Origin of the sequence: Corynebacterium sp. AOP36-E1-14 (assembly GCF_052377495.1) — a bacterium.
Lineage (GTDB): Bacteria > Actinomycetota > Actinomycetes > Mycobacteriales > Mycobacteriaceae > Corynebacterium.
The window spans coordinates 1-11,929 of the sequence record NZ_JBQSWV010000044.1; the positions used below are offsets into that span (position 1 = coordinate 1).

Sequence of the window (11,929 nt, forward strand, 5' to 3'; positions counted from 1 at the left end):
GTGTGCGAAGCGGATGGCGTCGGCGCGGGTGCGGGCGCGTAGGGCGCGGGCGGTGGCGAGGCGTTCGGTGTCGGCGATGTCGCGGAGGTGGGCGATCAGGACGATTTCGCCGAGGTTGAGGTGGCGTTGGATGTCGTCCATGCTCATCGCGGGTGTGGTGTTGTCGGTCATGGTGCCAGCGTCCCCCTGTGGTTGGCTTCCTTGACGGAAGTGTACTATACGCCACGGACATGGTCAATCACATGTTCGAATAGGCGGGGACTTCTGTATTGTCGTAGATGCCGGGGATCCTCACCCGGTGAGCCGTCCCCACCGTCGACTAACCGATGTCCCGACGAGGGGTTACACTGGTCAACTGACATAACTGAACACCCTCGACTGATTGATGAGGACTTTTCGTGAACACCCCCGCTCGCCGAGACGGCACACCGGAACAGGAACCAGGCAAGGCCCCGGCCGACCTGTACGTGTCCAACGCCCGCCCGGCCCGTAAGCAGCACGTCCCCGACCGCAAGCCCCCGGAGTCCGGCAAGAACGCCGGCGGTTCCTCCAAGGGCGGCTCGAAGAACGCCGCAGAGGACAAGTCCGTCCGCCTGCAGAAGGTTCTCGCCGCCGCAGGTGTGGCCTCCCGCCGGATGAGCGAGAAGCTCATCGACGCCGGACGTGTCGACGTCAACGGCACGACCGTGACCCAGCAGGGCATCCGGGTGAACCCGGACAAGGACGTCATCCGCGTCGACGGCACCCGCGTGCTCGTCGACGAGAACCTGGTGACCTACGCGCTGAACAAGCCGCGCGGTTTCCAGTCCACCATGAGCGACGACATGGGACGCCCCTGCGTCGGCGACCTCGTCGGCGAGCGTGTCGCCGCCGGCCAGCGCCTCTTCCACGTGGGTCGTCTCGACGCCGCCACGGAGGGGCTGCTGCTGGTCACCAACGACGGGGAGCTCGCCAACCGGCTGATGCACCCGCGCTACGAGGTCTCGAAGACCTACCTGGCCACCGTGCTGGGCGAGGCCGACCGTCGGCTGATCCACCAGCTCAAGGACGGTATCGACCTGGAGGACGGCATCGCACGTGCCGACTACGTGCAGATCATCGACGTCTGGCAGGGCAAGTCCCTGATCAAGCTCGAGATCCACGAGGGCCGCAAGCACATCGTGCGTCGCATGCTCAAGGAGGCCGGCTTCCCGGTCCAGGCCCTGGTGCGCACCAAGGTCCACACCGTGCAGCTCGGCGAGCAGAAGCCCGGCACCCTGCGCGCACTGAACCGCGCCGAGCTGACGAGCCTCTACAACGCGGTGCAGCTGTGATGGACAACGCGATGAACGACGGACGGAACAACGAGAGGAACGACGTGACTGACACGACCGACGTCACCGACCTGAGCACTGTCGACAACATCGCCGGCGGGGGATTCATCGTCGCGGTGGACGGCCCGTCCGGCACGGGCAAGTCGACCGTCAGCCGCCTGCTGGCGCGCGCCGCGGGCGCCCGGTACCTGGACACCGGCGCGATGTACCGGGTGGCGACGCTGCACGTCCTGCGTGCCGGCATCGACCCGGAGAACACCGAGGCGGTCGTCGCCGCCACCGCAGACCTGCCGCTGCTCGTCAACGAGGACCCGGCCGCCACCGAGGTGCTCCTGGACGGAGAGGACGTCTCCGGGGAGATCCGTGGAACCGAGGTCACCGCGCACGTGTCCGCCGTCTCGGCGATCCCGGAGGTCCGGGAGAACCTCGTGGCACTGCAGCGTTCCCTGGCCCTGCGCGCCGGACGCTGCGTCGTCGAGGGCCGTGACATCGGTACCGCGGTGTTCCCCGACGCGTCCTGCAAGGTCTTCATGACCGCCAGCGCCGAGGTGCGTGCCCGTCGCCGGTACGTGCAGGACGTCGCCGCAGGGCGGGACGCCGACTTCGACGCGGTGCTCGCCGACGTCGAACGCCGCGACGCCGCGGACTCCTCGCGCGCGGTCTCGCCGCTGCGTCCCGCCGACGACGCCACCGTGCTCGACACCGGTGACATGGACGTCGAGGCGGTGCTCGCCGAGCTGACCCGCCTGGCGGCGGAGTCCGCCACGCGTCCCGCCACCCTGGAGGAGGCGTCCGACGGGGGAGAGGAGCTCGTCTTCCGCACCGCCGAAGGCGAGGTCATCGGCGGTGCCGACGACTCCGCTGAGGATGCGGACGACGAGGACGCGACCGACGACTCCGTGATCGACGAGGACGCGGTGTCCGGCGAAGACGTCTTCGAGGACTTCGACGACAGCGACTTCGACGACAGCGACTTCACCGAGCCCGAGTTCGACGACTCCGAGTTCGCCGACTTCGACCTGCTCAGCGCCGACGCCGAGGACACCGACTGGTCCGCCGTCGAGGAGGCCTTCGGCGTACTGGGCGACGACCGTGCCGAGCAGGAGGCGCTGTGCACCGTCGCTGTGGTGGGCCGTCCCAACGTGGGCAAGTCCACCCTGGTCAACCGGTTCATCGGGCGTCGTGAGGCCGTCGTGGAGGACTTCCCCGGCGTGACCCGCGACCGCATCTCCTACCTGGGCGACTGGAACGGCCGACGTTTCTGGGTGCAGGACACCGGCGGATGGGACCCGGACGCCAAGGGCATCCACGGGGCCATCGCCCGTCAGGCGGAGACCGCCATGGCCACCGCCGACGTCATCGTCTTCGTGGTGGACACCAAGGTCGGCATCACCGCCACCGACGAGGTCATCGCCCGCCGCCTGCAGCGCTCCGAGGTGCCGGTGGTGCTGGTGTCGAACAAGTTCGACTCCGACTCGCAGTACGGTGACATGGCCGAGTTCTGGGCCCTGGGCCTGGACAACCCCTTCCCGGTCTCCGCACAGCACGGCCGCGGCGCGGCCGACGTGCTCGACCAGGTGCTCGCCAGCTTCCCGGAGACCCCGCGTCAGACCGCGGTGATCTCCGGACCGCGGCGTGTGGCCCTGGTCGGACGCCCCAACGTGGGCAAGTCCTCGCTGCTGAACAAGATCACCGGCGAGGAGCGCTCGGTCGTCGACAACGTCGCCGGCACCACGGTGGACCCGGTGGACTCGGTCGTGGAGCTCAACGAACGCGCCTGGCGCTTCGTCGACACCGCCGGGATCCGCAAGAAGACCAAGACCGCCCGCGGTCACGAGTTCTACGCCTCACTGCGCACCCGCGCGGCGATCGACTCCTCCGAGGTCGCGATCTTCCTGGTCGACGCCTCCGAGCCGATCGCCGAGCAGGACCAGCGCGTGCTGCGCATGATCCTGGACTCCGGGCGTGCCCTCGTCGTGGCCTACAACAAGTGGGACCTCGTCGACGAGGAGCGTCGCGACGAGCTGGAGCGCGAGATCGACCAGCAGCTCGCCCACGTGCCGTGGGCGCGTCGGGTGAACATCTCCGCGCGTACCGGCCGGGCGCTGCAGCGCCTCGAGCCGGCCATGATCGAGGCGCTGGAGAGCTGGGACCTGCGTATCCCCACCGGCCAGCTGAACACCTGGCTGCGTGCGGTGATCGCGCAGACCCCGCCGCCGATGCGTGGCGGACGCCTGCCGCGCGTGCTGTTCGCCACCCAGGCCTCCTCCGAGCCGCCGGTGATCGTGCTGTTCACCACCGGTTTCCTGGAGCACGGCTACCGCCGGTTCCTGGAGCGACGCCTGCGTGAGTCCTTCGGTTTCGAGGGCTCGCCGGTGCGCATCGCCGTGCGCGTGCGCGAGAAGCGCGGCCGCAAGAAGTAGAAGTAGGGGGGGTACGCGGTTTCCCGGTGAGCGCAACCCTGGCCCCCGGGAGCCGACGGGGGTAGCTTCTTGGAGTCATGGACGAGCAGCTCACCGAACTGAACCGCCTGGGACGCCAGCGCCCCGGCTTCATCGCCGGGCAGGACGCTGTGGCGTCTGCGCCGAATGCGCCGAATGCGCAACCGCCCGGCGGGATCCGCTCGTTGTGGTGGTTCCCACCGGTGGTCAACGACCGCGCGGCGCGGACCACGGCGATGCTCGTTGTGGTCCTGGCACTGGTCACCGTGGCCCTGTCGCGGGCGGGGCTGGACGTCGCGGCGCTGGTGGCCGGTTCACTGCTCCTGGCCGGATTCGTCCTCCGGGTCCTCGCCGGACCCCGTTTCGACCCCTTCGGACAGCTGAGCGTGCGGTGGTTGGCCCCGCGGGTCTTCGGGGAACCGGTGATGGTCGGCGGGGCGCCGAAACGGTTCGCCCAGACTATCGGCCTGGTGTTCTCCGCGGCCGCGCTCGGCCTGCGCGTCGCGGGCCTGACCGGGGCGTCGGACGTGGTGCTCCTGCTGCTCGTCGTCGCGGCGTCCCTGGAGGGTTTCCTCGGGATCTGTCTGGGCTGCCTGCTCTTCGCCCGTCTGCAGGGTTGGGGAGTGGTGCGTGACGACGTCCGGGCCGACTGTGCGGTCCCGATGCGTCGCTGACAAAGGCTGACACAGACTGGCATAGAATGTCGGGGTGGATACTGACACCCAACAGAGGCGACATGGCGGACGGTCCCTGCTGACCACGGTCATCCGGCAGGAACGCGGCCCGATCCTCGGTGCCGCGGCCCTGCTGACCGGCTGGTCGGTGGGCGAGGCGCTGGTCCCGGCGGTGATCGGCGCGACCGTCGACGAGGCCGTCGGGCCGTCCGACCTCTCGGCCCTGGTGCTGTGGCTGGTGGTGCTGGCAGCCTGCTTCGCCATGCTCAGCTTCGGCTTCATGTGGGGTTCACGGGTCGGCACCTACGCGATGAACCGGCAGAAGCACCTGCTGCGCTGCCGGGTCACCGCCGCCGCCCTCGCGCCCGCGCGTACCGGTGATGCCCAGCACCCCCAGCGTCCTGCCGGCGAGGTCGCCGCCCTCTCGGCGGCCGACAGCGACAACGCCAGCAGCGTGATCATGCAGATCGCCATGGGCGGGTCGGCGGTGCTCGGCCTGCTGGTCTCCGCCGGCTACCTGCTGTGGGCGGACCTCTGGGTCGGGGTGGCGGTGGTCCTGGTGTCCCCGCTGTCCCTGTTCGCCCTGCGGTGGTTGATGCCGCGGCTGTCGGCCACGACCCACAGCCAGCAGAGCGGCATCGCCGCGGCCGGGGCGTCGGCCGCGGACATCCTGCGTGGGGTGGAGGTGCTGCGCGGTATCGGCGGCGAGTCCACGGCGGCCGGCTGGTACGCCCGGCGCAGCCGTGCCGCGGCCACCGCCGGGGTCGACTCCGCCGCGGCGTCCGGGCGCGTCGAGGGCGCCCAGGTGCTGCTGACCGGTGTGGTGCTCCTCGTCGCCGCGGTATTCAGCGCCGTCCGGGTGGTCGACGGGGCGATGACCGTGGGCACGATGGTCGGCGTGCTGGGTGTGACCTCGTTCCTGGCCACCCCGTTGGGCATCATCGTGCACGTCGTGGAGTCCTATACCCGCTCGTCGGCGTCGGCGGCGCGTATCGCCGACTTCACCGACGGGGTGGACGCACCTGTCGCGCATCGGGACGGAGGTAGCGGCGAGACGGCGGGTGGCGGGGACGCCGACCGCACCCTGACCGTCCTGCCGCGCGACGGGGAGCCGCTGCACTGCGCACCCGGCGCGTTGACCGCCGTGGTGTGCGCCTCGCCGCAGGCGCGCAGGGGTGTGCTGGACGCCCTGGGTTCCGCCGGTGGCGGCCGGCTGTTCCTCGACGGGCAGGACGTCGCGGGTGTCGACCCGGCGGTGCTGCCGGGCGTGCTGCGCGTCTCCCCGCACGAGGCCCACCTGTTCCGGGGCACGGTACGCAGCAACATCACGGGTAGCGATGGGGACACTGTGTCGCAGGACGTCCTGCGCGCCAGCGGCGTCGACGAGCTCGTCGACCTGTTCGCCGACGGCCTGGACCACAGGGTGGACGGTGAGGGGGCGAACCTGTCCGGCGGGCAACGTCAACGCATCGCCCTGGCACGCGCCCTGCACGGCGGCGCCCTTGCACGGGTGCTGGTGGACCCCACCACGGCGGTGGACTCGGTGACCGAGGCGCGCATCGCCGACGGGTTGCGTGAGTTGCGCGGCGGCGGTGACCAGGGCACGGCGGTGGTCGTCACCACCGCGCCGAGCCTGCTGGCCGTCGCCGACACCGTGGTGTTCGTGCGCGAGGGTTCGGTGAGTGTGGCGGGACACCGGGAACTGTGTGCCGACGCCGACTACCGGGAGGTGGTGACCCGGTGAGCGCCGAGCCGAATCCCACACTCCCCACTGCTCTTCCCACCGCCGACGCCCGTGCCGCCTGGCGTTTCCTGTGGGCACGGTTGCGCCCGCACCGGTGGCTCGTGGCGCTGGCGCTGCTGGTCGCCCTCGCGTCCAGCGCCTGCGCGGTGGTACCGCCGCTGATGATCGGGTGGATGGTCGACCGGCTGTCCGCCGCGGGGGCCTCCATGGCCGACGTGGTCCTGCCCCTGTCGCTCATGGGTGGTGCGATCGTGCTCAACGCCGCGCTGGCGTGGGTGGGCATGGTGCTCTTCGCCCGCGTCGCCCAGCCCACCGTCGGTGCCCTGCGTGAGGACGCCGTCGACCATGCGCTCGACCTCGAGGCCGGCGTGCTGGAGGAGGCCGGAGTGGGTGAGCTGGTGTCCCGGGTCAGCGACGACTCCCGGTTGATCTCCAACGCCGTCGCCTTCGTGCTGCCCACGGTGCTGTCGGCGGGGACCCTGCTGGTGGTGTCCGTGCCCGGCCTGTTCGCCCTGCACTGGACGCTCGGTCTCGCCGGACTGGCGGGCATCCCGCTCTACGTGATGGCGCTGCGCTGGTACCTGCCGCGCAGTGGGCCGCTCTACCTGGAGGAGCGTGAGATCCTGGGGCGTCGCACCGCCGCATTCCTCGACGCGGCCAACGGTCGCGAGACACTCACCGCCCAGGGCTGGGGCGCGCGGGAGACCGCCCGGCTCGACGCGGCGTCCGATGAGTCGCGCCGGGTGGAGAACACGGTGTGGCGCATGCTGACCCGCTTCTTCGCACGCAACAACCGCGCCGAGTTCGTGGCCACCGCCGCCGTGCTCGTCGTCGGGTTCGTCGTGGTCGACGCCGGGTGGACGACCGTCGGCGCGGTGACCGCCGCCGCCCTGCTCTACCACCGACTCTTCGACCCGGTGGCCACCGTGTTCCAGACCTTCGGCACCGTGCAGGAGGCCGGGGTCGCGCTGCGTCGGCTGGCCGGGGTGACCCAGGCGCAGGTGCGTGCGGCAGGGTGTGACGTCACCGCGCAGGACGGTACGGGGCAGGACGCGACGGGGCTGCGCCTGGCTGGCGTCGGGCACAGCTTCGACGGGACGCACCGCGTGCTCACCGACGTCGACGTGACGGTCGCGCCGGGTGAGTCCGTCGCCCTGGTCGGTTCGACGGGGGCGGGCAAGACGACCGTCGCCCGCCTGCTCGCCGGGGTACTGCCCGTGCAGGAGGGGCGCGCCACCCTGGACGGGGTCGACCTCGGAGCCCTGGCGCCGGCCGACCTGCGCCCGCGGGTGTGCCTGGCCTCCCAGCACAGCCACGTCTTCGCCGGCACCGTGTGGCAGAACATCACGCTGGGCGTCGCAGGGGAGGACGCCGGGCAGCGGGTCGAGGCTGCCCTGCATGCCGCCGGTGCGGGCTGGGTCCACGACCTGCCGGACGGGCTGTCCACCGAGGTCGGCGAGGCGGGCCACCGGCTGAGCACCCACCAGGAGCAGCACCTGGCGCTGGTGCGCCTGCAGGTGCTCGATCCGTCCTACGTGGTTCTCGACGAGGCCACCGCCGAGGCCGGGTCGGCGAACTCCCGGGAGCTGGAGGACGCCTCCGCCGCGGTGATCCGCGGCAGGGGAGCACTGGTCATCGCCCACCGCCTGTCACAGGCGCGCCTGGCCGACCGGGTGATGGTGATGGAACACGGACGGGTGGTGGAGTCCGGCACCCACGAGGAGCTCGTCGGTGCCGGTGGACGCTACGCCGAGCTGTGGGCGGCGTGGATCGGACGGGGAGCGTCCTGATGTCGGAGTACGGGCTGCGCGACGGTGAGTGCATCTGGGTGGAGCATTTCGGCGGCGAGGACGACCCGGCCGGTGACCTGGTGTTCGGGCCGCACAGTCACCTCAAGGCCCAGATCGTGTGGGCCGACCGCGGGCAGATCGCCGTGTTCGTCGGCACCGGCGGGGAGCGCCGGTGGATCCTGGCCCCGTCGCAGGCGCTGTGGATCCCCGCCGAGGAGGTGCACGACGTGCGCACCACCGCCGGCACAGAGCTCTTCTGCGCCTACCTGTGGGAGGAGGAGTGCGAGGTCGCCTGGGAGGGGTTGACCGTGCTGCGTATGGGCCCGCTGGCCGGGGAGCTGGTGCGTCACCTCGCCAGAGACGACCTGGACGACGTTGCCGCCCGCCATGCCCGCGCCACCCTGCTCAGCGTGCTCGCCCCGGCCGACGCGGTGGGCGTCGACCTGCCGATGCCCGATGACCCGAGGGCACGCTCGGTGGCCTCGGCGGTGCTGGAGGATCCCGGCGCGCCGCACGCCCTGGACGAGTGGGCCCACCGGCTGCACTCCAGCGAGCGCACGATCCAGCGCGCCTTCCTCGCCGACACGGGGATGACGTTCTCTGCGTGGCGCGCGCAGGTCCGTCTGTACCTCTCGTTGCCGTTGCTGGCCGACCGGGTGCCGGTAGCGTCGGTGGCCGCGCGGATGGGCTATTCCAGCACCAACGGGTTCACCAGTGCCTTCCGCCGTCACTTCGGAACGACCCCGGCGAGCTACTTCGCGGGGTGAGGCGGGGTGAGGTGTGCTGCGGCCTCGTCGGGGTGTTCGGCCCGGTTGGCGAGGTTGCGCCGGCGGTTGCGGGCGTCGGGGCGGGCGTCCTGCGCCTGGCCGTGGATCCAGTACGACGTCACGTGGGAGTGGCTCCTCTCCAGGTCGGAGAAGTGGCGGCGGAGCGTGCCGGCCTCGGCGAACTCCACGCCCGCCCACAGGGACACCGGTCCGGTCGCGTTCGCGGTCACGGCGGCGAGGAGGTTGTCGAGGGCGCGGGGTAACTCCTTCGGGACGACGCCGGCGGCCGGGCCCCGGTGGATCCATGTCAGCTGTGCCTGTTGCTCCTGTCCGGTGGTGGCGAGGTAGGGTTCGTCGCGCTCGTCGTCGACCAGGGCGAGAACATGGGTGCGCACCTCGTCCGGGCAGACGGCCAGGATCTCCGCCACCGCCGGCAGGCCCGTCTCGTCGGCGACGAGCACCAGCTCACGTGTCTGCTCGGGCAGGTGCCAGGCCTCGGTCGGGCCCCACCACAGCACCTCGTCACCGACCACGGCGTCGCGGGCCCACCCGGAGGCCAGGCCGGCCGGCTCGTGGACGACGACGTCGAGGTCGATCGTGGCGGCACCGGTACCGGTGTCCGTCATGTTGCACACGTTGCGCACCGTGTAGCGGCGGACCTGCGGTGAGGCGAACCGGTGCAGGTCGGTGAGGTTCTCGGCGGTGAACTCCGCCGGTACCCGGGCCTCGGGAGGGTAGAAGTAGACGGCCACGTGGCTGTCGGTACCGGTGGGCACGAAGTCCGCACCGCAGTCCAGGGTGAGCCGCACCATGCGCGGGGTCACCCACTGCTTGTCCAGGACCCGGGAGCGGTGGTGGCGTCCGCTCACGTGGCGCTGACCTGGGAGAGGATGTCGTCGATCTCGTCGAGGGCGTCGGTCGCCCAGCCGATGTTGGACGCCCCGCCCTGGGTGAAGCCGAACAGGTTGTCCGCCTCCACCGCCGGCAGCGCCCGGAAACGGGAGTTCTCCAGCAGAGGGCGGGAGTTCTCGGCGGCCTCGCCGGACGGTTCGGCGGGGTAGAGGATAACGGTGGCGTCGTCGAGCTGGTCGAGGTTCTCCAACGACAGCGGGTCACCCCACCAGCCGTCGGGGTCGACGACGTCGCTGAACTTGGCACCGACCGCGCGCAGCAGGCTGCCCGTGGCCGTCTGCCCACCCTCGGCGAACCAGGTGTTGTCCTGGCTGCCGCTGACCGACGCCCACGCGGAGTCTGCCAGCACGTCGGCGTGCTCCTCGGCGACGGCCGCGGCCTTGTCGTCGAAGGCCTGCTCCAACTCGTCGAACTCCTCGGAGCGGTTGACGATGTCGGCGAGCTGGCGCTGGGACTCCACGTCGTCCTCGCTGCTGAAGTGGGCGACGGGGGCGATGTCGGCGAGGCGGTCAATCTGCGCGTCGTCCAGCCCGACACCGGTGGTGACGATGAGGTCGGGTTCCAGGGAGCTGACGGTCTCCACGTCGATCGCGTCCCAGTTGCCGATGCGGGTCGAGTCGGCGAGGGCGTCGACGTAGCGTTCGGGCACCGCACGCGCCGCCGCGGCGTCCTGCTCGTAGTAGCCCTCGTAGATGCCGGTGGGGGTGATCCCCAGGTCGACCAGCACCGGGGGAAGCTGCCAGTCGACGGCGACGACGTTCTGCGGGTCGGACGGAACCTCCACCTCGCCGCGCAGCGTGTCGACGGTGCGGGTCTCGCCGGACGTCGCGGAGCCGTCTGCGTCACTGTCGCTGCCGCCGTCGCTGCCGCAGGCGCTGAGGACGGCCCCGGCGAGTCCGGCGGTGAACAGGGTGGCGAGCAGGCGGGTCGTGACGCGGCGGCTGGGGTCGGTGGTTCTCGTGGTGGTCATGCCCGGAAGATTAGCAATGCCTCACCTTCACGGTCAGCGCGCTGAGCTGTCAACAGTGGGCGGTGAGGCGTCACGAGGCGTCACACAGCCTCGAAGACGCCGCAGGCCTGGCGGCCGCCGGCGTCCCCGGTCGACAACGTGTCCTCGTCGGGGCCGTCCGGGGCGTAGCGCTCCGGCACATTGCCGTAGTTGTCGGCGTCTTCGTGGATGATGATCGCCGAACCGTCGTCGTCGAGCAGCTCCGCCTCATCGATCCGGTCGGTGGTCACCGTCATCGACCCCGAACCGTCCTCGTTGACCAGCAGGGCGGGCAGGTCGCCGCCGTGGTCGGGGTGGTCGTGGCCGTCGGCGCCCAGGTGCCCGCCGGCGGAGAGGAAGTCACCGGTCTCCGGATCGTCTGCATCGGCGTCGGGGGCGGTGCTGTCGGGCTCGCAGGCGCCGACGGCGTGCAGGTGCATGCCGTACATGCCCGGCTCCAGCCCGGAGACGTCGACGGAGAGCTCGGAGGCACCGTCGGCCCCGGAGATCTCGGCGGTGCCGACCTCCTCGCCGTCGGCGTTGGCGACCGACGCCGTGGCGAGTACGTCCGACGACCCGGTGTCGGTGGTGCTCTCCGAACCGGTCGAGTCTGCAGCATCGGCGGTGTTCTCCGTGGTGTCCTGTGTGGTCTCGTCCGTGCTGCAGGCGGACAGGGCCAGGAGCCCGGTGACGCCGACCGCCGCGAGGCGCAGTCTGCGGTGCCGGCGCTCAGGCGGGAGGGCGGGGGTGGTCCGGGCCGTGGAGTAGGTGGTGCGGGTGAACATGGCGTCCTCTCGGTGTGGTGGATTCGGAAGGAACGTTCTGCCACACAACTTTACCGGCACTCTCCTGAGCTGTCAGAAGTCCTTCAGCGTTGTGCAGGCATGAAGATCCAGGCGACGAAGTAGAAGATCGCCTGCGGTCCGGGGAAGATGAAGGACAGCACGAACAGGAGACGCACGGTGTTCGGCGACCAGCCGAGCCAGTCCGCGATCCCGCCGCAGACCCCTGCTACGACCCGGTGGTTACGTGAACGCTGGAGTTTCGCCATGCCGCCAGGCTACTCCCCGTAGGCACCCCGGACATGAAAAAATCCCACCCCGTGAAGGGTGGGAAAATGGTCGGACTGACAGGATTTGAACCTGCGACCCCTACACCCCCAGTGTAGTGCGCTACCAAACTGCGCCACAGTCCGCCGGTCCATCTCTGGACCTCGCATAGGATACAACACCGGGATTCGACTTCGCCAATCGCCTGCTCGGCGGGGGTCGGCGGGAGCGCGAGGGGACCGGCCGGGCTC

Annotated in this window: 10 protein-coding genes and 1 tRNA gene; 6 read left to right on the plus strand and 5 right to left on the minus strand. The window is 70.8% G+C overall.

Translation table 11 applies throughout. The features are described 5' to 3' along the window. Window positions 1–398: 398 nt before the first annotated feature. The 6 genes from ACT3TD_RS14065 (at window position 399) to ACT3TD_RS14090 (ending at window position 8,729) form a co-directional block, all read left to right on the plus strand. On the plus strand, window positions 399–1,313 hold the full coding sequence (locus tag ACT3TD_RS14065) for a pseudouridine synthase (protein ID WP_301444187.1): 915 nt from the start codon (window positions 399–401) through the stop codon (window positions 1,311–1,313). Between the two features lie 44 nt (window positions 1,314–1,357). Next, window positions 1,358–3,736, plus strand: a complete 2,379-nt coding sequence (gene der, locus ACT3TD_RS14070; protein ID WP_444615182.1) for a bifunctional cytidylate kinase/GTPase Der — start codon at window positions 1,358–1,360, stop codon at window positions 3,734–3,736. A 77-nt stretch (window positions 3,737–3,813) separates the two neighbouring features. After that, window positions 3,814–4,428, plus strand: coding sequence for a DUF4395 domain-containing protein (locus ACT3TD_RS14075; protein ID WP_301444126.1), 615 nt, complete (start codon window positions 3,814–3,816; stop codon window positions 4,426–4,428). Between the two features lie 34 nt (window positions 4,429–4,462). Continuing rightward, window positions 4,463–6,172 carry an ABC transporter transmembrane domain-containing protein gene (locus tag ACT3TD_RS14080; RefSeq protein WP_441579820.1) on the plus strand — a complete coding sequence of 570 codons (1,710 nt, stop codon included), beginning with the start codon at window positions 4,463–4,465 and terminating at the stop codon, window positions 6,170–6,172. Then, a complete protein-coding gene (locus tag ACT3TD_RS14085) occupies window positions 6,169–7,962 on the plus strand; it encodes an ABC transporter ATP-binding protein (RefSeq protein ID WP_301443597.1) in 1,794 nt (597 codons plus the stop codon). Before ACT3TD_RS14080 ends, ACT3TD_RS14085 begins: the two co-directional genes overlap by 4 nt. Then, the gene (locus tag ACT3TD_RS14090) at window positions 7,962–8,729 is read left to right on the plus strand and encodes a helix-turn-helix transcriptional regulator (protein ID WP_301443598.1); all 768 of its coding nucleotides are present in this window, start codon (window positions 7,962–7,964) and stop codon (window positions 8,727–8,729) included. The genes ACT3TD_RS14085 and ACT3TD_RS14090 overlap by 1 nt, the downstream gene beginning before the upstream one ends. On the opposite strand, the gene ACT3TD_RS14095 is transcribed toward ACT3TD_RS14090, so the two are convergent. The 5 genes from ACT3TD_RS14095 to ACT3TD_RS14115 form a co-directional block, all read right to left on the minus strand. After that, window positions 8,714–9,598, minus strand: coding sequence for a siderophore-interacting protein (locus ACT3TD_RS14095; RefSeq protein WP_301443599.1), 885 nt, complete (start codon window positions 9,596–9,598; stop codon window positions 8,714–8,716). The genes ACT3TD_RS14090 and ACT3TD_RS14095 overlap by 16 nt on opposite strands. Beyond that, complete coding sequence (locus ACT3TD_RS14100; protein ID WP_301443600.1) at window positions 9,595–10,611, minus strand: ABC transporter substrate-binding protein; 1,017 nt, start codon at window positions 10,609–10,611, stop codon at window positions 9,595–9,597. The genes ACT3TD_RS14095 and ACT3TD_RS14100 overlap by 4 nt, the downstream gene beginning before the upstream one ends. A gap of 80 nt (window positions 10,612–10,691) precedes the next feature. Further along, window positions 10,692–11,414, minus strand: a complete 723-nt coding sequence (locus ACT3TD_RS14105; RefSeq protein ID WP_367620320.1) for a superoxide dismutase family protein — start codon at window positions 11,412–11,414, stop codon at window positions 10,692–10,694. 83 nt (window positions 11,415–11,497) lie between these two features. Further along, window positions 11,498–11,680 carry a PspC domain-containing protein gene (locus tag ACT3TD_RS14110; protein ID WP_301443601.1) on the minus strand — a complete coding sequence of 61 codons (183 nt, stop codon included), beginning with the start codon at window positions 11,678–11,680 and terminating at the stop codon, window positions 11,498–11,500. 67 nt (window positions 11,681–11,747) lie between these two features. Continuing rightward, window positions 11,748–11,824 (minus strand) — tRNA-Pro (locus ACT3TD_RS14115). Window positions 11,825–11,929 lie beyond the last annotated feature (105 nt).

Coding starts and splice junctions, on each gene's coding strand:
- ACT3TD_RS14090 (WP_301443598.1), top strand. CDS start 7,962: ATGTCGGAGTACGGGCTGCGCGACGGTGAGTGCATCTGGGTGGAGCAT.
- ACT3TD_RS14105 (WP_367620320.1), bottom strand. CDS start 11,414: ATGTTCACCCGCACCACCTACTCCACGGCCCGGACCACCCCCGCCCTC.
- ACT3TD_RS14110 (WP_301443601.1), bottom strand. CDS start 11,680: ATGGCGAAACTCCAGCGTTCACGTAACCACCGGGTCGTAGCAGGGGTC.
- ACT3TD_RS14100 (WP_301443600.1), bottom strand. CDS start 10,611: ATGACCACCACGAGAACCACCGACCCCAGCCGCCGCGTCACGACCCGC.
- ACT3TD_RS14075 (WP_301444126.1), top strand. CDS start 3,814: ATGGACGAGCAGCTCACCGAACTGAACCGCCTGGGACGCCAGCGCCCC.